This is a genomic window from Thermosipho atlanticus DSM 15807 (assembly GCF_900129985.1).
Taxonomy (GTDB): Bacteria; Thermotogota; Thermotogae; order Thermotogales; family Fervidobacteriaceae; genus Thermosipho_A; species Thermosipho_A atlanticus.
Genome location: NZ_FQXN01000002.1, coordinates 146,524 through 166,098, shown reverse-complemented (window position 1 = coordinate 166,098; position 19,575 = coordinate 146,524). Strand labels below are relative to the sequence as shown.

The 19,575-nt window shown below is 31.4% G+C and carries 18 protein-coding genes; 3 read left to right on the top strand and 15 right to left on the bottom strand.

Translation table 11 applies throughout. From position 1 onward, the window contains the following. Positions 1-3: 3 nt before the first annotated feature. Entirely contained in the window at positions 4-1,491 is a 1,488-nt protein-coding gene (locus tag BUB65_RS03085) for a M50 family metallopeptidase (RefSeq protein WP_234946731.1), read from the bottom strand. Positions 1,492-1,621: 130 nt separating this feature from the next. On the opposite strand from BUB65_RS03085, the gene ispG reads away from it, so the two are divergent. After that, complete coding sequence (ispG, locus tag BUB65_RS03080; protein ID WP_073072090.1) at positions 1,622-2,641, top strand: flavodoxin-dependent (E)-4-hydroxy-3-methylbut-2-enyl-diphosphate synthase; 1,020 nt, start codon at positions 1,622-1,624, stop codon at positions 2,639-2,641. On the opposite strand, the gene BUB65_RS03075 is transcribed toward ispG, so the two are convergent. The 5 genes from BUB65_RS03075 to BUB65_RS03055 form a co-directional block, all read right to left on the bottom strand. Beyond that, positions 2,634-3,671 (bottom strand): hypothetical protein, encoded by a 1,038-nt coding sequence (locus BUB65_RS03075; protein ID WP_073072087.1) that lies wholly within the window; start codon positions 3,669-3,671, stop codon positions 2,634-2,636. The genes ispG and BUB65_RS03075 overlap by 8 nt on opposite strands. 82 nt (positions 3,672-3,753) lie before the next feature. Next, positions 3,754-5,016: an ABC transporter substrate-binding protein gene (locus tag BUB65_RS03070; RefSeq protein ID WP_073072085.1), complete on the bottom strand. Its 1,263-nt coding sequence runs from the start codon at positions 5,014-5,016 to the stop codon at positions 3,754-3,756. Positions 5,017-5,078: 62 nt separating this feature from the next. Then, positions 5,079-6,215 (bottom strand): NAD(P)/FAD-dependent oxidoreductase, encoded by a 1,137-nt coding sequence (locus BUB65_RS03065; protein WP_234946730.1) that lies wholly within the window; start codon positions 6,213-6,215, stop codon positions 5,079-5,081. After that, positions 6,205-8,010, bottom strand: a complete 1,806-nt coding sequence (locus tag BUB65_RS03060) for an FAD-dependent oxidoreductase (RefSeq protein WP_073072080.1) — start codon at positions 8,008-8,010, stop codon at positions 6,205-6,207. The genes BUB65_RS03065 and BUB65_RS03060 overlap by 11 nt, the downstream gene beginning before the upstream one ends. Further along, entirely contained in the window at positions 8,004-8,318 is a 315-nt protein-coding gene (locus BUB65_RS03055) for a (2Fe-2S)-binding protein (protein WP_073072078.1), read from the bottom strand. Before BUB65_RS03055 ends, BUB65_RS03060 begins: the two co-directional genes overlap by 7 nt. 174 nt (positions 8,319-8,492) lie before the next feature. Here BUB65_RS03055 and BUB65_RS03050 point away from each other — a divergent pair, with 174 nt between their 5' ends. Continuing rightward, entirely contained in the window at positions 8,493-10,613 is a 2,121-nt protein-coding gene (locus tag BUB65_RS03050; protein ID WP_073072076.1) for a Tex family protein, read from the top strand. Positions 10,614-10,626: 13 nt separating this feature from the next. Here BUB65_RS03050 and priA read toward each other — a convergent pair whose 3' ends face one another. Continuing rightward, complete coding sequence (priA, locus tag BUB65_RS03045) at positions 10,627-12,876, bottom strand: replication restart helicase PriA (protein ID WP_073072074.1); 2,250 nt, start codon at positions 12,874-12,876, stop codon at positions 10,627-10,629. Positions 12,877-12,988: 112 nt separating this feature from the next. On the opposite strand from priA, the gene BUB65_RS03040 reads away from it, so the two are divergent. Beyond that, the gene (locus BUB65_RS03040; RefSeq protein ID WP_073072072.1) at positions 12,989-13,204 is read left to right on the top strand and encodes an FmdB family zinc ribbon protein; all 216 of its coding nucleotides are present in this window, start codon (positions 12,989-12,991) and stop codon (positions 13,202-13,204) included. 44 nt (positions 13,205-13,248) lie between these two features. Here BUB65_RS03040 and BUB65_RS03035 read toward each other — a convergent pair whose 3' ends face one another. From BUB65_RS03035 to BUB65_RS03000, 8 genes are all read right to left on the bottom strand, one after another. After that, a complete protein-coding gene (locus tag BUB65_RS03035; RefSeq protein ID WP_073072070.1) occupies positions 13,249-13,446 on the bottom strand; it encodes a cold shock domain-containing protein in 198 nt (65 codons plus the stop codon). A gap of 89 nt (positions 13,447-13,535) precedes the next feature. Next, positions 13,536-14,219: a 16S rRNA (cytidine(1402)-2'-O)-methyltransferase gene (gene rsmI, locus BUB65_RS03030; protein ID WP_073072068.1), complete on the bottom strand. Its 684-nt coding sequence runs from the start codon at positions 14,217-14,219 to the stop codon at positions 13,536-13,538. Beyond that, entirely contained in the window at positions 14,198-14,923 is a 726-nt protein-coding gene (locus BUB65_RS03025; RefSeq protein WP_073072066.1) for a lipoate--protein ligase family protein, read from the bottom strand. The genes rsmI and BUB65_RS03025 overlap by 22 nt, the downstream gene beginning before the upstream one ends. A 20-nt stretch (positions 14,924-14,943) precedes the next feature. Next, positions 14,944-15,546, bottom strand: a complete 603-nt coding sequence (locus tag BUB65_RS03020; protein ID WP_073072064.1) for a hypothetical protein — start codon at positions 15,544-15,546, stop codon at positions 14,944-14,946. Then, positions 15,543-16,331, bottom strand: a complete 789-nt coding sequence (locus BUB65_RS03015) for a DUF4895 domain-containing protein (protein ID WP_073072062.1) — start codon at positions 16,329-16,331, stop codon at positions 15,543-15,545. The genes BUB65_RS03020 and BUB65_RS03015 overlap by 4 nt, the downstream gene beginning before the upstream one ends. A 1-nt stretch (position 16,332) precedes the next feature. After that, complete coding sequence (locus BUB65_RS03010) at positions 16,333-16,524, bottom strand: DUF6485 family protein (RefSeq protein ID WP_073072060.1); 192 nt, start codon at positions 16,522-16,524, stop codon at positions 16,333-16,335. A 3-nt stretch (positions 16,525-16,527) separates the two neighbouring features. Further along, the gene (gene panD / locus BUB65_RS03005; RefSeq protein WP_073072058.1) at positions 16,528-16,884 is read right to left on the bottom strand and encodes an aspartate 1-decarboxylase; all 357 of its coding nucleotides are present in this window, start codon (positions 16,882-16,884) and stop codon (positions 16,528-16,530) included. Between the two features lie 3 nt (positions 16,885-16,887). Then, positions 16,888-19,569, bottom strand: coding sequence for a GAF domain-containing sensor histidine kinase (locus BUB65_RS03000; protein ID WP_073072055.1), 2,682 nt, complete (start codon positions 19,567-19,569; stop codon positions 16,888-16,890). Between the last annotated feature and the right edge of the window lie 6 nt (positions 19,570-19,575).

Sequence of the window (19,575 nt, the reverse complement as noted above, 5' to 3'; positions counted from 1 at the left end):
CCCTTAGAAAAATTTTGATATATCTGCAAACATGAAATAAAATAGTAATCCCATCAAAATAAAGAAACCGATTGTATGTATTATTGTTTCAATTCTTCTATCAATTTTTCTACGAGCTATTATCTCTATTAATGAAAACACTATTCGACCACCATCAAGGGCAGGAAGAGGTAATAAATTAAAAATTCCCAAATTCAAAGTAAAAAATGCAACAACAGTTAAAATAGTTTCCCAACCTGCTTTTGCAGCTTGACCAACAATTACGGCAATTCCTATTGGTCCTGCAACATTTTTGGCACCCTGACCAGTAAAAAATAATTTTTGAAAAGCTTTCCAAATCATAATTGCAGCTGAATTACATCTTTGTACAGAAAGTGTTATTGTTTCAATAAAATTACTCGGCTTTAAAATATAATTTTCACTTTCAAAAAACTCAGGTTCTGAAATAATCTTTGAAAATTTCTCTTTCGATAAACTTAAATTGATTACCTCATTATCACGTTCTATTTGAATATTTAATTGTTCACTAAGAGGTTCCACATAGCTATTAATCCGTTTCCCCCAAATATCAACATATAGCTGTTTCTCAGAAAGTCCTAGAGCAGTAGCCAGTTTAATAATAGATAAATAATCAGTTATCTCCAAATCATTAACCTTTAATAATTTATCTCCTTTTTTAAACGGAGTTATATCCTTATTTACAAATGGTTTTACCCCAGCGTAATAAAAACCTATTGTATATCTCTCAGGAACATATGAATAACTAACAATTGCTCCTGTTAAAGTATTACCATATTCATCTTCTATAACAACAAAATCACCCGCTTTTAACTTTATATCACTTCCTGGTAGAAATCCGTTTATTCTTTCAACTTTCCCTACTAATTTTCCAGAAACATCGTCTAAAACCAAAATGTATTCTTGTGGTGATAATTGTGGTGTTATAGACAATTTTAATTTTTCACCGTTTCTCAGAATTGTCAAATCAACTTGTTTTCCCTGAGATATAATTTCACTAACCTCTGTCGAATCAAATACTCTTTTTCCATTTACCTCTAAAATTACATCACCGTCTTTTAATCCAAACTCTTGAGCTGGAGTGTTTTCAATAACTTTTCCAACAGTAACTGCCGGAACACCCCAGATAGAAACTATTGGAATAAATAATATATAAGCAGTCAAAATAGAAAAAAGAGGGCCTGCAAAAGCAATCAAAAGCCTTTGCCAGGCTGGTTTAGAATATAATGCATTTTCTCCTTCTTCATCCAATTGTTCTCCTTTTAGCCTCACGTAACCTCCAAGTGGTATTAAATTTATTCTAAGTAATGTTTTGCCAAATTTCTTTTTATAAAGTATTGGGCCAAAACCTATTGCAAACTCAAGCACATCAACACCGAATATCTTAGCAAACAAAAAATGTCCAAATTCATGAACGATAACTACAAACATGAAAACTATAATAAATGCTAAAATGTAAGTTATTTTAATCACCTCCAAGTATTATTTTATCTTACTAAACTTTATTTTATCAAAAATCCAAACTTTTTACAATTGTGAACTTTGACAAAAAAATAATATAGAGGTATATTATTTTTGTAAATATATTTAAGGAGTGAACAATATGACAAAAGTCATTGAAATTGGCAAAGTAAAAATTGGTGGTAATAATCCTGTCGCAATTCAATCAATGACTAATACAAAAACCGAGGATTATACTTCCACCTTAAATCAAATTAATCAACTGTACAAAGCAGGATGTGATCTCGTAAGAGTTTCTGTGCCAAACTTTGAAGCTGTAAAAAGTTTAAAAATAATAACAAAAAAATCACCTATTCCCGTTATAGCTGATATCCACTATGATTACAAATTAGCCATTGAAAGTATTAAAAACGGCGCAAAAAAAGTGCGAATAAATCCGGGAAATATAGGTAATGAACAAAAAGTAAAAGAAGTAATTAAAATTGCAAAAGAATACAACATTCCTATAAGAGTCGGAGCAAATTCTGGTTCTATCCCAAAAGAGTTAGAACATCTTCCAAAGGTTGATGCATTATGTGAAGCAGCCTTAAAAGAAGTTAGAATCCTGGAAAAAAATGGATTTGAAAATATTGTAATTTCCGTAAAAAGTTCAAATGTAAAAGAAACAATACAAGCGTACGAAAAAATTTCTCAGCTTACTAATTATCCATTACACATCGGGGTAACTGAAGCAGGTACTTTTGAATGGTCAATCGTTAAATCATCTATAGCCCTAGGGTTTCTATTATACAGAGGTATAGGAGATACAATAAGAGTATCTATTGCGGGAGATCCCGTTAACGAAGTCAGAATCGCAAAAAAGATCTTAATTTCCCTTGGTTTGAAAAAGGGACTAGAGGTTATTGCTTGTCCGACATGTTCAAGAACGGAGATCGATGTAGAAAAGTGGTCTAACTTAGTCGAAGAAAAATTCTCGAAAATAAACAAAAATGTAAAAATAGCTATACTTGGATGTGTGGTTAACGGTATTGGAGAAGGAAAAGACGCCGATATTGGTATAGCAGGTATTAAAAAAGGATTTATCTTATTTTATAAAGGGAAAATTGTTGGGGAGTATAAAGAAAAGGATATTTTGAGTGAAGTTGAAAAGTACTTTAAATAAGTGGTAATAAAATAAATCTTTTCTTTTGTGATGTTGTTATTATCAAATGAGTTTTACTAAGCATTAACAAAAGATTTTCTCCACCAATTCTATTTAAAGCACTTCTTAAAAAATAAGCGTTTGCAATTGTCGAAAACGAGGATTCAATTCTTCCTTCAAGCATACCTTTATACTCCATTCCACGTGAAAAAGTATAAAAAAATATTCCTCTTTTTGTTCCAGAAAGTTTAACTTGGGAATTTCTGCCAAGCATCATAGAGCGCCTCAAATAATGTTTTAAATGTTTCAAACTAAGTTTTGAAATAAGAGCACTTTCTTTCAGTTCCTTTTCAACCAAAAATAATTTATTGTCTACTATTTCCTCACCACATAAATTATAAAGAAAATCTCCTTTAATCACCATGTGATTTAAACTTTTTCCAATTATTAGATCTTTGGAAGATGTATCTTTTAACGACTTTACTATGTGCCGGGCAGAATAATACGGGATACTCCATGAAATGTTACTATAACTCTCCAGTACATCTCTTGATGTATAACAAATTATATTCTTATACTCTGCAGCTATTTTAATTTTGTCATTAAAAAATATATCTACCATACATCCTTCTTCTATATGTGAAGTTGCAAAATCTAAATCTTTGGTGAAAAATATACTGCTTACTTTTGAAACAACATCAAATCTGTCTTCAAATTTTTCAAAACGAAATTTTCCTACTCTAAGCTTTAAATTTTCTTCTTTCACTTTAAAAGTAACAAAGTTCCCATCGGAATAAATAAAAACATTCCCTTTAAGTTCTGATATAAAATATTTGAGAATATCCAATGAAATTGAAAATTTTAGTGAGGTAGGATTCATTTCCGTTATCTTTGCTTTAACTGTAAAACAGCCATCACTTCCATAAAGGGTTAAATAACCATTATCATATGAAATACCAACCAATCTATTAATTGGTTCCACTGACCCACAAACTTTATCAATATGTGCAATTATTCTTTTTAGTTTTTCAGCATTAATTGTGACTTTCAACATTTCACCTCAAAATATATTATATCAATTATAAAATAAAAGGCCACCCTAAAAATGGGTGGCCCTATATTTTTCGCTTGAATTATTCTCCGTATTCTTCAGCAAGATATTTCTTAATTTGATCATCTGCTGTTTTAATTGCTGTTTCCATATCAACTTTTCCATTTACAAAATCGGAGAACATGTTTCCAACAACTGTTCTTATTTCGTACCAAACACCTATTTGTGGATCAAACACTGCATTGTCGATTTGTGATAATGGAACTTCTGCTAAAGGATCTGTTTTTAAGTATTCTTTCCAAATGTTAGTTTCAAGAGCGCTTTTTCTTACAGGGATATAACCTGTATTTATTGCCCAGAATGCTGTTACTTCAGGTGAAATCAAGTATTTCATGAATTCCCAAGCTGCTTTTTTCTCTTCTTCAGATGCGTTTGCAAACATAATTATATCTGTACCTGCAAATGGAACTTTTCTTGTTTTCCAAACGGGGACAGGAGCCCATGCCCAAGTAAATTTACCAGCTGTACTCTTGTTGACATATGGTTTACTTGCAATTGTCCCAATAAACATTGCAATTTTTTGTTGACCGAAAGGACCATCCATGTATCCGCCTTGATAATATGCTATACCTTCATCAATTAATTTTTTAACAAATGTAAGTACTTCTCTGGTTTCAGGACTATCAATATTTGATACCCATTTTCCATTTTCAAATCTTAATATTGAACCGCCTCTTAATGTTAAGAGTATATTGAAAAAGTCGACAGTTGTTCTGAATCCAAGACCATACTGATCAATTGTTCCATCACCATCGATATCTTCAGTTAATACTTTTGCAGCATAGTAAAGTTCATTAATAGATTTTGGAACATCTAAACCGTATAATGTGAAGAGATCTACGTTATAATAAAGAACATATAAACTCTTATTAAATGGTACAGCATAAACTGTATCTCCCCAGGTGCCATTATCTCTAAGTGGTTTATAGATATCTTCCCATTCTTCTTTCGTAAGTCCAATTTTTGGATCATTTATAAAATCGTTTAATGATTGAACTACACCACTTTGAATAAGCTTTGCAGTCCAGTTAGAATATGCTTGTGAAATAGTTGGAAGTTCTCCAGCTTGAGCACCAGCAAGTAATTTTTGACTGAGTGCCCCATAATTCCCAACATAAATAGCCTCAACTTGAATATCTGGATGTGTTTCATTAAAATTTTGTACTATTTGTTCAAGAGTTTTACCATGCCCTCCACCCATAGCATGCCAAAAAACAATCTTTGTTTGTGAAAAGGCAAAGAATACCAAACTAATCACAAAAAGTAAAACCAACAGTTTCTTCATACCTCTTCCCCTCCTTTTAAGAGATTACAGCTTTAATATTATAACACAAATTGCAACATATTTTACACAACATTTTTTTCTTGAATTATACCTTTTCCAAATCTTTCAGTATTTAAATGCGAAATATCGCTATGCAAAGTTTTGCCATAAACTATTAATTCCGCTATTGCTTCTCCAACAGCTGGAGCAAGCATAAATCCATGACCAGAAAAGCCGACTGCATAATAAAAATTCTTAATATCTTTTGATTCACCAAGAATAGGTTGTGCATCTGGAGACATATTGTACTCTCCTGACCAATGTCTCAAAATCCTCAAGTTTTTAAGGAAAGGAAATAATTTAGTCATTTTTTTAGCCATTTCCTTTTCAAACTTAAATGTTACATTTTCATTTATACCCGGTTTTTCATCCTTATCTCCCTGTCCCATAATAAACTGCCCATGAAGAGTTTGACGCATATAAAAATTACCAGAAAAACTAATGGCCATAAATGGAAAAAAGAAATTCAGTGGCTCTGTTACAAAAATCTGATGCCTATAACTTTCCGTAGGCAGGTCAACACCCACCATTTTTCCAACTTCTTTTGACCATGCCCCGGCCGCATTCACAAGAACTTCACACTCAAAATAACCTTTCGACGTATTTATTCCACACACTTCACCATTTTTAACATCAATACTATTAACTTCAGTATGAGTATAGACATCAATTCCCATCTCACGGGCAGCTTTTGCATATCCAAAAGTTGCCTTATGCGGGTTGGCATGTCCATCGCTTTGACAAAACGTTGCAAGTATTAAATTGTCAATATTAATAAATGGATATTTATTCTTTACCATTTTAGGAGTTAAGATTTCTACATTTAATCCTTGCTCTTTTTGCATTTTTACATTTTTCTCAAATTGCTTTGCTTCTTCCTCACTAAATGATAATAAAAGATAACCTCCTTGTTTGTATTCTATATCCATTCCCACATCATCTTTAAATCGTTCAAAAAATTTAACACTCCTCATCGCAAGTCTAACATTTGCTTCTGTACTCCATTGCTGTCTAATTCCTCCACCACATCTACCTGTAGCACCTGAAGATAAATATCTCTTTTCAAAAACTGCTACTGACGTTTCTCCCAATTTCCCCAAAAAATATGCAATAGCAGTACCAACGATTCCCCCACCAATTATACAGACTTTATACTTCATTTTCTTCATCTCCTCTTAATATTGCTCTAAATGGAAGAGGTATACTGGGAGGTCTGAATCTTCCCAAATCAAATTCAGAAATTTGTTTTCCAGTTTTTAATGCCAAAATTGATAAGACTTGCAATCTACATACTCTTCCTCCACATGGTCCCATACCAATTCTTAAATACCTTCTAAGTTCTTCAAAATCAGTAAATCCTTCCTCAATTGCACTTTCCACCTGGCTTCTCGTTATTTCTTCACACCTACAAACTATTTCTTCCTCTTCTTTTAAAATTCTCGAGAAATGTCTTACCTCCTCAAGACCCTTAGGAACTTTTAAGTAAACTATATGTGTTTTTCCTTTTAAGTTCTTTGTTATTTTCTCCACTTTACCTTCTCCTACTATTTTTCCTTCTTTATCCATTAATAGTACTTTTTCTCCATTTTCAGGAAGTTCAAATTCATAAGGAATACCAATAATTGAGTGATTATCTTTTTCTTGAATCAGAAAAATAGCAAGCCCCGGACATTTCATAACGCAAATTCCACATCCAATACATTTATCATAATCTACATGAGGTATTCCATTTATATTACCTCCAACAGTGATAGCACCAGTTGGGCAGGAAGTTTCACATGGATTACAGGGTATGTTTTGCGGACATTCTATTTTAACCCTCAATTTTCCTTTTGGGCCATTGTCTTTCTGCTGTTCTACTCTGTAACCTCCTTCTGGATAGTCTATTCCAAATTTCTTTAACCCTCTTCTTACTTTTGAAGAAAACGGCCCTCTTCTAAACTCTTCCAATTCACGTTTCATTTTTTCAATCTTTTCAGATAAATCATTGTTCGTAATTTTCCTGGCTATATTGTAACCTGCTATATATCCCTCTATCATTGCAGTTGACGCTTCTTCAATGCTTGCAAGATCACCTGCAATGTACAAAGTATAAATTGTTGTTTTCATATTTTCATCCCGTATTGGAACATATCCACCTAACTCGGGAACAAATTGTATTTCAGCACCTGCCTGAGCAGCAAGTTCAACACTTGGTTGTAACCCCACAGCCAAACAAATTGTATCAACTGCTAACTCTTTTTCAGTACCTTTTATTGGTTTAAAGTTATCATCCACTTCTGCTATTATTGCACCTCTTACTTTTTCTTCCCCTATTGCTTCAACAACTGTATGTTTGAGAAGAATAGGTATTCCCATTCTCTTAACTTTATTTGCATGAACAAGATAGCCACCCACTTTATCAGTTGCCTCTACAATTGCTCTCACATTTGCTCCGGCCTGTAACAACTGATATGCTACTATAAGACCTATGTTACCTGCTCCAACAATTAAAAAATCATTGCCTGGTAAAACCCTATATTGGTTCATAAGTGTTTGAACAGCCCCTGCACCATATACACCTGGCAAGTAATTTTTTTTAAATGATATAAATTTTTCCGAAGCCCCTGTTGCAATTAATATGTAATCTGCATTTATTTCTTCAATTTTTTCATTCTCCCTATCGAACAAAACGATTGAATCTTCATATATACCGCTTACCGTAGTTTTCATTTTAAACCTTACACCTAAATTTAAAGCTTTCTGATATAATTTTTCCCCAATTTCAAAACCCCTTACAGATGCAAAAAAAACTTCATGTCCAAAAAATTTATGAGTTTGTTTTGGAAGTTGCCCACCGGGCCAAAGCCCTTCATCAACAACCAATACTTCTACACCATTTTCTGCAATAGCGATAGAGCCACATAATCCTGCAGGACCCGCTCCTATAACTAACGCTTGTGTTTTTTTCACCATGTAGGGTTCCCCTTCCCTTTTTGCCTTTCAATCTTCATCCCATCCTCAACAAGAGTTATACATGCCCGAACATTCGGAATTCCATTAACAATCACAAGGCAAGAAGAACATTTTCCAATGGCACAAAAAAAACCTTTTGGTTTTCCGCTCTCGGAATATCCAAAAATATCTATCCCATTTGCAATTAAGGCACTTGCTATAGTATCACCATTTATAGCTTTTAGTTTTAATCCTTCAAATTCAAATTCAAGTTCTTTTGTATCTGGTATTTCTTCTAATATAGGATGAGCAACGACCCTTTTCGACAAATATACCCCCCCTTTTTTTACTTTACAAATTATTATACATGTTTAAATATTCAAAAATAAAATGTTATAAAAATATATAAAAGTGAAATTCTCAAAGTTAAACACTTAAAATTCACATTAATTGGCTATATTGAAAACTCTTAAATCTGATATAATTGTTCAGGGAGGTAAAAAATGAGAATTATAGAATTAATATCTAAAGAATTGAACATTGAAACTTGGCAAACGAAAAACACCATAGAGCTTTTACTAAATGACAACACTGTTCCTTTTATTAGTAGATACAGAAAAGAAGCAACTGGAAATCTTAATGAAGAACAAATAAGAAAAATTAAGGAAAAATATGAGTATTACCAAAACTTAGAAAAATATAAAACTACAGTTTTAAAAGCTATTAAAGAACAGGGTAAACTAACAAAAGAATTAGAAGCAGAAATAAAAGCATGCACAAAATTATCCGAATTAGAAAATATATATCTTCCTTTTAAAAGAAGAAAAAAGACAAAAGCTGATATCGCAATAGAAAACGGATTGGAACCACTTGCAAAAATGCTATTCCATAAAAAAATAGATTTTGAAATTGCTGCCAGTAATTTTTTCAATGAAATTTTTAACTCTGTTGAGAAAGTAAAAGAAGGAGTTTCTCATATTATTGGGCAATGGTTTGCCCATGATAAAAGAATAAGAGAAACACTCCAAAATTATCTTTTAAATTATGGAGTTTTGCAATCGTATAAGAAAAAAGAATTTAAAAACATTAAAACAAAATACGAAATTTTTTCTGATTTCTCTCAAAGAATAAAGAATATACCAGATTACAGAATACTTTCAATTAATAGAGGGGAAAAAGAGGGCGTTCTAAAAGTAAATATAAAGATTGATGAAAAATATAAAAACAAACTTTTTAAACTTTACTTAACAAAATGGGAAAAAAATAATCAAATCATACTTAACGGTCTAGAATACGGATGGAAAAATATGCTTTTTCCTTCGATTGTTACTCAAATAAGAAACATTCTAAAAGAAAAAGCTGATAATAGAGCAATTGAAATTTTCGCTAGAAATCTTGAACAACTCTTACTTACTCCTCCAATTAAAAAGAAAAGGATATTAGCAATAGATTCGGGATACAGAACAGGTTGCAAAATTGTCGCCCTTAACGAATACGGAAAATTCCTAGAAAATAACACTATTTACCCTGTACCTCCCTTTAATGATTATAAAAAGTCAGAAAAAATTGTCCTTGAATTAATCAAAAAATACGATTTAAACCTCATAGCTATAGGAAACGGCACTGCTTCGAGGGAAACCCAACAATTTATTGTATGGTTAATTAAAAAGCATAACTTAAAAATGAAATATCTTTTTGTAAATGAAGCAGGGGCATCAGTATACTCTGCTTCAAAACTTGCAAAAGAAGAATTTCCGGAACTTGATGTCACAGTTAGAGGAGCAATTAGTATTGGTAGAAGAGTTTTAGATCCACTCGCTGAATTTGTAAAGATAGAACCTAGATCATTAGGTGTGGGCCAATATCAACATGACGTTGACCAAAAAAAACTAAAAGAAAAACTAGATAGTGTTGTAGAAGATATCGTCAATAAAGTAGGAGTTAACTTAAATACGGCTTCTCCAAAACTGCTAGAATATGTCTCTGGAATCTCACCAAATATTGCTAAAAAAATTGTAATGTATAGAAAAAAACTTGGGAAATTCAACGAAAGACAGGAACTACTCAAAATTAAAGGAATGGGGAAAAAAAGTTTTCAGCAATGTGCAGGCTTTTTACGGATACTAGATGGAAAAAATCCTCTTGAAATGACAGGGATTCATCCCGAAAATTATGAAACTACCGGAAGATTGCTAAATTTGTTTGGTTTTAATGTTGAAGATATAAAAGTTAACAATGAAGTTAAATCAGTTCTCTCACAAATTTTTGATGACGAGAAAAAACTTGAAGACCTATCAAAAAAATTAAATGTTGGAATCTATACTTTAAAAGATTTAATTTCCGAATTGTTGAATCCTGGAAGAGACCCCAGAGAAGAATTACCTCAACCATTATTATTTGACAATATTCTTTCATTTGAAGATTTAAGAATCGGAATGGAATTACAGGGGACAGTTACTAACATTACGGATTTTGGTATATTTGTAGATATTGGTCTAAAAGAAAGTGGGTTTATTCACAAAAAATTTGTAAAAGATACTATTCGTTTGAATCAAATTGTAAACGTAAAAATCACAAGCATTGATAATGAACTAAAACGCATAAGTCTTGAAATAATAGACTAGATAAATATTAAATTTACCTCACATAAGTAAGTAAAGAAGGTGGATTCACCCTAATAATAGCTTTAGTAGGATAGTTTAGCAAAACTTGATTTAAGATTTTATTGACTTTTTTTACATCCTTTGTTTTTATCACAAAATGGTGCAAATAATTATTTCTCATTTTGGGGATCAAATACTCTGTAGGTCCAATTATTTCATCGTCTATCTTTTTTCTAATCTCGTCAACCAACTTTGTTGTAGATGCATAACCCAATTCTTTATCAGATGAAAATGTTATAACCTGAACTATGTCAGAAAATGGTGGATAATTCAGTTTTTTTCTTTTATTTAGCTCAATATCATAAAAAGTGACAACATCTTGTTCAATTGCATATCGTATTACCTCACTTTCAGGATTATACGTTTGAATTAAAGCTTTTCCTTTGGTTCTTCTTCCAGATCTCCCAATTACCTGAACAAGGAGCTGAAAAGCCTTTATTTCAGAATTGTAATCAGGCAATTTGTAAATTGCATCGATGTCAGTTACCACAATTAACGAAATGGTTGGGATATCCAATCCTTTAGTTATCATCTTTGTACCTACAAGTATATCGAGTTCCCCATTTAATAGAGATTTAATTACATCGTTAAATAAATTTGGCCTTTTTATTATCTCTGTATCCGCTCGCGTTATAACTCTTCCTGGAAAAAATTGCATAAGCTCCTTTTCCATTCTCTCAGTTCCCGTCCCTTTTTCAAGAAGCATGACAGAACCACACGAAGGACAGACATTTATGACGTTTTGAGTATGCCCACATATATGACATTTCAACTTGCCTTCATCTTTGTGATATGTAAGAGCTACATCACAATTTGGGCACTTCACAAAGTAACCACAGCGTTGACACATCAAAAGAGAAAAACCTTTTCTTCTTACAAATGTTATGACACTATTTCCCTTTCCAAGCTCAAAATTGATTTCATCTAGCATTTTTTTAGAAATATGTGGAGTTATTTTTTCCTCGGTATTTAAATCAATAATCTCAACTTCTGGTAAAACCGTTCCAAACCTATCGGTTAAATAATGAAAATAAAACTCACCATTTTTAGCGGCATAATAATGTTCTAGTCTTGGAGTTGCACTTCCAAAGATAACGGTTTGCGGATATCTTTCAAGTATACTAATGGCATCGTATATAGGCTCAGAGTCTTGATAATAACTATCGTCATGTTCCTCGTCTACAATAACCAAATTTAAATCTTTCAAAGGAACAAAAATAGCACTTCTTGTTCCCAATAATATATCTACTTCTCCCGTTACACTTTTCAACCAAACATCTGTTTTCTTTGATTTCGTTAAATAACTATGATAAATACCTATGTTGAGCTCAGGAAATCTTGATTTTATTCTAGAAAACGTTTGTTCTATTAACGAAGTTTCAGGTACAAGGTATAAAACTCTACCAAATTTTAAATAATATTCCATAACAGCTAAATAAATTTCTGTCTTTCCACTACCTGTAACTCCCATCAACAAGTGTTTTCCATGTTTTTTTATAATATCATTTACTATTTCTCTTTGACTTTGGGTTAATTCTACTTTTCTTTTATTATTTTCAATAGGATGTTCATACAATTTTATTACTCTTTTTCTTTCAAGCTGCAAGAGAGTATCTTTAGAAATTCCAAAGATATCCCTTAATTCACTGTATGTTGCACTCTCCCTTGAAAGAATATAATTGATAACTTTTTCCTGTTTTTTTGTCAATCTCTTTTCACTAATTTCTTTTAAACTCGAATCTAAATAAACATAAATTTCTCTTTGAGGTCGAGGCTTTCGAACTTTTAAATCTTTTTCTATTTTCACAATTCCATTTCTTACTAATTCATTCAATTTTTTTTCTCCATACTTTTTTACAAAATCTTGTTCACTTAACTCTTCAATTGGATATAAAGGGCTTATAGCCTTCACTTTATTTACAAAATAATCTTCAATATTATTTGGAAAAGATAAATCAAGCAATTTCCCTATTGGTGAACTGTAAATATTGGAAATTTCCTTAATTACTTTTACATACCACTCAGGCAAAAAACTTCTACCATCAATTTTATTTAAAATTTCTTTATAACGTCCCGATGCTTCTTTTTTCTCTACCACATACCCCACATTCTTTTTTCCATTATAAGTTACATAAACTCTTTCACCTATTTCAAGATGTGTGTCATATGAGTATAAAAAAGTTTTATTACTAGAAAAACCGGAAAGTGCTATTTCATATACCATCTTTATCACCTCTAATAAATTTTATCACATCGAAAATATTATAACTTGACTAAATTTTGTCGATATATATAATAATATATAGAATTGTCACTCAAGTAAAGGAGGTGATAAAATGCCTATGTATAGGTACATATGCACTCGTTGTGGAACCGAGAAAGTTGAATTACACGGTATTAATGATAATCCGGAAATAATTTGTGATGTTTGTGGTAATGGAATGGAAAGGGCAATTGGAAGGGTAGGTATTGTATTTAAAGGAAGTGGATTTTACATTACTGATAGCAAAAAATCAACTTCAAAGAAATCCGATAATTCCTCCAATAAATAAATTAAAAGCCCCCCATTTTTGGGGGCTAATTATTGGTTAACGGATTAAAGGGGTTTTACGTTTGCCGCTTGAGGACCCTTTTGGCCTTCTTGAACGTCAAACTCGACTTCTTGACCTTCCTTTAATGTTTTGAAACCATCTGTCTGGATTGCACTCCAGTGGACAAATATGTCTTCTCCGTCTTCCTTAGTAATAAATCCGTAACCTTTCTTTGCATCAAACCATTTAACTGTACCTTTCATAAAAAAAACGCCTCCTCGTAAATCATTTTACATTCCCCACTCGGGGTTATATTAAGTATACACCTTAAAAATTTTTTGTCAATCTTTTTTTAAATTTTCTTCTCAAATTTCATTATTATCGTTAATTCACCTTTCACTCCAGTTTTAAAATGCTCTATTGCTTCACTAACTATACCTTTAAAATATTCCTGAAATTTTTTCGTCATCTCCCGCGCAATGAATATTTCAATATCGCCAATTATTTCTAATATATCTTTTAACGTTTTTAACAATCTTTCGGGATTTTCAAAAAATATAAATATGTTTGTTAATTGCTCATCTTTTATCAGCTTCCTTAAAAGTCTCCTCCTCTTTTTATCTCTGGGCATAAATCCTAAAAAAGTAAATCTATTTCCGTAAAAACCACTAGCTGTCAAAGCGGTTAATACAGCGCTAGGCCCCGGGATCACATCTACTTCTATATTGTTTTCATAACACAGTCTTATCAAATCTGTTCCAGGATCTGCTATTACCGGCATTCCTGCATCACTTATATAAGCTATTTTTTCTCCCTTTTTTAATTTTTCCAGTATTCGTTCTTTCTTTTTTGAAGAACTGTGTTCGTTAAACGAATCTATAGGTTTTGAAATAGAATAATAATTTAAAAGTTTTAGAGTTCTTCGTGTATCTTCAGATAATATTAGATCTACTTCTTTGATTATTCTCAATGCTCTTAATGTAATATCTTCAATATTTCCAATTGGTGTCCCTATCACATATAATTTCCCTTGCAAACAAATCTCTCCTTCTCCTGTTCTGCAAGTTGAATTATTTCATCGAAATTCTCTAACTTTTCAATTTCAAAATACTTACTAAAAGCATCTAATAAGGTATCTTTCAATTTAAATATGTTGATTTTCATATGTAAATCTAAACCATATTGCGCTACCTCTGGTTCAATATTTTTAAAACAATACTTTATTTCATTATTAGTTTCAAGAATTATTGAACCATGCTGAAGAACAAATTCTTTTGTCCTCATTTGAGCACTTCCAACAACTTTATACCCTTTCAATGTAATTTCATACCATGAAGGGGAATCAAAACATGCAGAGGTATTACCTTTAAGATTTCTCTCACTCAATTCTACTGGAAAGCCCAAATTATTTAAACCTTCAACTAAAATCAGGGAAATCTGTTTGTAGAATTCTAGAACAGACAAATTAAAGAACTTATGACCTTTTGGAATTACAACACTATATGTTAGCTCTTTAAAATGGAAAACTGCTCTTCCACCAGTTGGTCTTCTAACACATTCATATCCAATTTCTTTAATAAATTTAAAGTTTATATTCTCAATTTTTTGATTTACACCTAAAGATAAGGTTGGGACTTTCCAGGTGTAAAAACGGAGGAAGGGATATCCAAACCTACCAAGCACATAATCAATTGCCATATTCAAATCGCCAGGAAAATCCCAGGTTTCAAAATATTTCATATGTAATCCTCACTTTTAAATTATATTCTTCTAAATGCATCAAGAACACTCTCTGCTATTGCCTTGAATCTGTCATTCTCTATTTCAGCTGCACCTATGATACTTTCTTCACTTGCATTATACTCTTTTGTAAGATGAGTAATAACAAATTTTTTACCTGCTAAGTATACTTCAATAGTATCATCAATTGAAATTGCATAATCGTGAATATCAGCTAAAGCATTTAAAATAGCATTCCCGATTATAATAGGTACATTCCTTGAAGTTTTTGGACCTGTTGCATCGCCATAAAATTCCTCATTCCCATGCTCAATCACGACGGAAACTTTTATTGTCCTTGAATCTTTCTCTTCTACTTTTAAACTTGATAGCGAATAGGGTAAAATTCTTGCTTTTTGAATATCTCCCTTAATTTGAGCAACACTAACAATTCTTCTATCAATTTTTAATCCAGTACTTGCAAGCAAAACAGTTTCCACATCTCTTACTACTTGTTTTGGACTTTTTTCACTATCGGCAACTATATGTATCTCAACTATCTCATCACCTTCTTGGACTATTTTCGCAGCCTTTACTCCAGGAACTTTTGTAAGCAATGCTTCTACACTTTCGAGATTAATCATACTATCCCCCCTATATCCCTTAAAAAAACCTTAAATTTTGAGAAATCCTCAATAAACATATTTATCTTATCAAAAATTTGAGCGTTATTAATATCTTCAAGTTCTATTTTAAACATCCCTATAACCTTTTCTTTAACTCCAGAAATTGGAAAGAATTTACCTGGTGAAAACTTGTATTTATTTCTCAAAAATGAGAAAAATTCAGCATAAAGATTTCTAAAATCCCCATCATTTAATCCTACAAAATACACTCCGTCGTCTGTAACAAAAGATCTTAAAAAATCGATGTGACCATTAGAGAGTTCTATGATCTTTTCATACATCTTGTTATCAACCTTTTTTGCAAAGTTCAACCAAGGCTTTCCAGTCACTTCTTCATTAAACATTTCCTTTGAAACTAGCGTTTTATCTCCACCTACAGCTAAAAAATGTGTTTGAATTGGAAATCTCAAAATTCCAGCCTGTACTTTTGGAATTTTAGAACTTTCAAAAATTGTATTATAAAAATTTGCAAGTTCTTCATTGTAGTAATCTTTTATTTTATACAAAGATGGTGTTCTTTCAAATGGATTAGAAATAGTTACTCCATAAATAACCTTGTTTTCCGGGTTACTTCCTACAACAAGTGTAAAATTATTCTGCAAATAAATTGAAATAAGAATAAGATGTTTGTGAAAAACATCTAATTTTTCTTTATAATTATACAAAAATTCAATTAGGTATTCTTCATCAGGTAAATCAATTTCACAAATTTTCTTCAATTTTTCTGGTCCATAGTATACCATATTATCTTCTCTTTACAAAATATTCAATACTTCTATTCCAAGTTTTTTCCTCTTCATCAGTAAAGTAACATGCAGGCAACTCCCCGCGTTCTCTGTGGTACGCTAGACATTCACAGCACTTTCCTTTCCTAGGACAACCAGGGTAACTACAATTACAGTTTTGAAGATTTTTTTCATAATTTTCGCAAACCATCTTTCATCCCCCTTTAATTTCTAATATATTGTTACCATCGTCCATTATCAAAACTTTTGAACCTTTATATTCTTTTTCAGAATATATTCCAAATGCCATAATAATAACTTTATCGCCTTTCTCTACCAATCTAGCAGCCGCACCATTTATAACTATTTTTTTACTTCCTCTTTCTTCAGGAATTGTGTACGTAACAAATCTTTGACCGTTATTTACATCCGCCACTAAAACAAGTTCATTAGGCTTTATTCCTGCTTTTTCCATAATCTCTAAATCTATGCCAATACTTCCCATATATTCGACACTTTTGTCAGTAACAGTTGCCATGTGAATTTTCGATTTCAATAAAATTTCTTGCATTTTTTAAGCCTCCCCTTCTTTTTTATATGGTAGCTCAAATATAAATGAATTTCCATCTTCAGTAGGTTCAACCCAAATTTTTCCATTATGCTCCTCTTCTATTATTTTCTTACAAATTGGGAGTCCCAAACCTGTTCCGTGAACTTTAGTTGTAAAAAATGGAGTAAATAATTTTTTCAATATTTCTTTAGGTATAGGTTGGCCTTGATTCCATATAATTACTTTAACAGTATTTAATTCTTTTTTCACTCTAAATTCAATTTTACCACCTTCCGGTGTTTCATCAATTGCGTTTTGTAACAAATTAATTAAAACCTGTTTTATTCTTGATTTATCAGCATAAATTTCAATTCTTTCGCTGTCAGTCTTAAACTCAAACATGATATTTTTTGTTTTTATTTTTTCTTCGTGCAATAAAAATACTTCAGAAATTAATTCATTCAAATTAAATTCTTCAAAATTTAAAACCTTTTTGTCCCTACTAAATTCGAGAATTTCCGATACTATATTTTCTAATCTTAAAATTTCGTCTGAAATTATTTTTAAATACTTTTTTCTTTTATTTTCGTCGTCAGAATATTTTTCTAATCTCTTGATAAAACCTCCCAATACAGATATTGGATTCCTTAATTCATGGACAACTCTCGCCGACATTTCACCTAACACCGCCAACTTTTCTTGCTTTTTCCTTTCTTGTTCGAGAAACACTCTCTCTGTTACATCTTCAAACGTAATTATAGTCCCACGCACCATGATCCTTTCCGCATCCCATAACGGCGAAATAGAAACGTCAAAAAACTTTTCCTGGTCAAGTATTTGAATTTGATAATCGGTTAATTTAATTTCATTCTTTTCGTATAACACTTTGTTACACATTTCTTCAATATCGACAAAATATCTACCTAAGATACTTAGTTTTTTCCCTAACATTTGTTCCTTATTTTTTCTAAAATAGTTTTCCGCTTTCCTATTCCATTCCGTAATCTTACCTTCTCTATCAAGAACCACTACAGCGGCAGATAAATTTTGGAGTACCAATTCAGAAAAATCTTTTAGATATTCAATAACATATTTTTGCTTTTCTAAATTCAAAGTTTTTTCCCTTAACTCGGAATAATTAATAGAATTCTCTATTGCAAGACCTGCACTATCTGAAATAACCCTTAAAATTTCTATATCTGTTGGACTAATAGGTTGTTTGGAATATTTGTTATCAAGTATGACTACACCAATTGTGTCATTCTTTCCAATTAATGGAACGATTACAAACTCATTCGTTTCAAGAATTGGTAATAAAAAATCTGGAGACTGTGTTTCTAAAATTACCTTTTCATTCACATGTACAATTTTCCCTCTCACTACAGCTCTTTCAAGAAATCTATGAGATTTAAATGGAAAAATTTTTCCTTTAATTTTCTTTGTCAGTTCGTTATCCAAAGTTAAACCTATCGATTCTTCTATTAGATATTGCACAACATCTCCATATCTCATTGCCCGCTGATTTGCAACTTTCCATTCTTTTTCAACTTCCTCACCAGTTGCAGGACCAATCCAAGCCTTTCCCACTAAAACTTCTTTTTCACTATCTTTCATTAACAAAAGGGCTCTGTTAAACCCTAATGTTCTTCCAGAAGTCAGTCCAATTAAAAGAATTTTTAAAACGTCTTTAGGATCATAACTACTTCGCATAGCTTGACTTATATAATGAACCATATTCATCTTTCTTAATTGTTCTTTTTGGTTTTCTATAAGTCTTTCATGTTCAATTCTTAATTTCTTGAGTTTTTCAATCTCTTTCTTTAATTTTTCATAAAAGGTAAGTCGAGAAAAAGCAAGCTGAAACCTTTTTGTTGCATCAATGGCAATATCAAGATCAAAACTTTCATAGCTTTTCTCAGGTATATACCCTCTTCCATGTGTTTTGTTTATAAAAACTAACCAATACTTCTCATCATTTTTGTTTAACACAAAAGGTACTGTAATAAGAGATTTTATTTTTACATCTACAACACTATTTTCAAACTTAGGCTTTATAATAATCTGTGGTTCATTAGCAAAAATACTTAACGAAAAGTCTGAAAATCCTGGAATAAATAAATTAGTATAAACCTTTGGTCTAGATTTTACTATTTGAAAATCCTCACCTGTTTTTTTTGCAATAAATATTATTTCACTAGGCAAATGCTCAAACATCGCATTAACAAACTTTTCAAATAAATCCTCTATATTTTCCGTATTCCCGAACACATCTGTAATTTCAAGAAGTTTTTCCATTCGTGTCATCTTCATTCTCGATAAGAACAAATTATATGAATAAAACAGAGCACTAGATAGACTTTCAAAATAAATTTCATATTTTTTTAAACTAATTTCATCACTTAGAAGTAATGCCCCTATAATATTTTTTTCGAATCTTAATTGTACAACAAAATAACTTTCTCCATTTATTTCAACTTTTGGAGATTTCATTAACTCTGCTTTGTTTATCTTTTTTGAAATAAGTTCTTTTTCTCCTGCTACGATTCTTAAAACATCCCTATTTTCTTCATAAATTGCAAGGTTTGCATCTTTTACATTTAAATAACTTCTGACTTCTCCAATTAAAGTTTGCAATTTTTCATTTGGATAACCGTTTTCGAACAATTCAGAGATTCCTTCATATACTATCTTAGAGGGAAATTCCACAAAATA

Excerpts from the sequence above, each read along its gene's own strand:
- BUB65_RS03010 (WP_073072060.1), bottom strand. The coding sequence starts at position 16,524 with ATGGTTTGCGAAAATTATGAAAAAAATCTTCAAAACTGTAATTGTAGT.
- BUB65_RS03035 (WP_073072070.1), bottom strand. The coding sequence starts at position 13,446 with ATGAAAGGTACAGTTAAATGGTTTGATGCAAAGAAAGGTTACGGATTT.
- ispG (WP_073072090.1), top strand. The coding sequence starts at position 1,622 with ATGACAAAAGTCATTGAAATTGGCAAAGTAAAAATTGGTGGTAATAAT.
- BUB65_RS03050 (WP_073072076.1), top strand. The coding sequence starts at position 8,493 with ATGAGAATTATAGAATTAATATCTAAAGAATTGAACATTGAAACTTGG.
- BUB65_RS03040 (WP_073072072.1), top strand. The coding sequence starts at position 12,989 with ATGCCTATGTATAGGTACATATGCACTCGTTGTGGAACCGAGAAAGTT.
- BUB65_RS03070 (WP_073072085.1), bottom strand. The coding sequence starts at position 5,016 with ATGAAGAAACTGTTGGTTTTACTTTTTGTGATTAGTTTGGTATTCTTT.
- priA (WP_073072074.1), bottom strand. The coding sequence starts at position 12,876 with ATGGTATATGAAATAGCACTTTCCGGTTTTTCTAGTAATAAAACTTTT.
- BUB65_RS03065 (WP_234946730.1), bottom strand. The coding sequence starts at position 6,215 with ATGAAGTATAAAGTCTGTATAATTGGTGGGGGAATCGTTGGTACTGCT.
- panD (WP_073072058.1), bottom strand. The coding sequence starts at position 16,884 with ATGCAAGAAATTTTATTGAAATCGAAAATTCACATGGCAACTGTTACT.
- BUB65_RS03060 (WP_073072080.1), bottom strand. The coding sequence starts at position 8,010 with ATGGTGAAAAAAACACAAGCGTTAGTTATAGGAGCGGGTCCTGCAGGA.
- BUB65_RS03025 (WP_073072066.1), bottom strand. The coding sequence starts at position 14,923 with ATGAAATATTTTGAAACCTGGGATTTTCCTGGCGATTTGAATATGGCA.
- BUB65_RS03015 (WP_073072062.1), bottom strand. The coding sequence starts at position 16,331 with ATGGTATACTATGGACCAGAAAAATTGAAGAAAATTTGTGAAATTGAT.
- BUB65_RS03020 (WP_073072064.1), bottom strand. The coding sequence starts at position 15,546 with ATGATTAATCTCGAAAGTGTAGAAGCATTGCTTACAAAAGTTCCTGGA.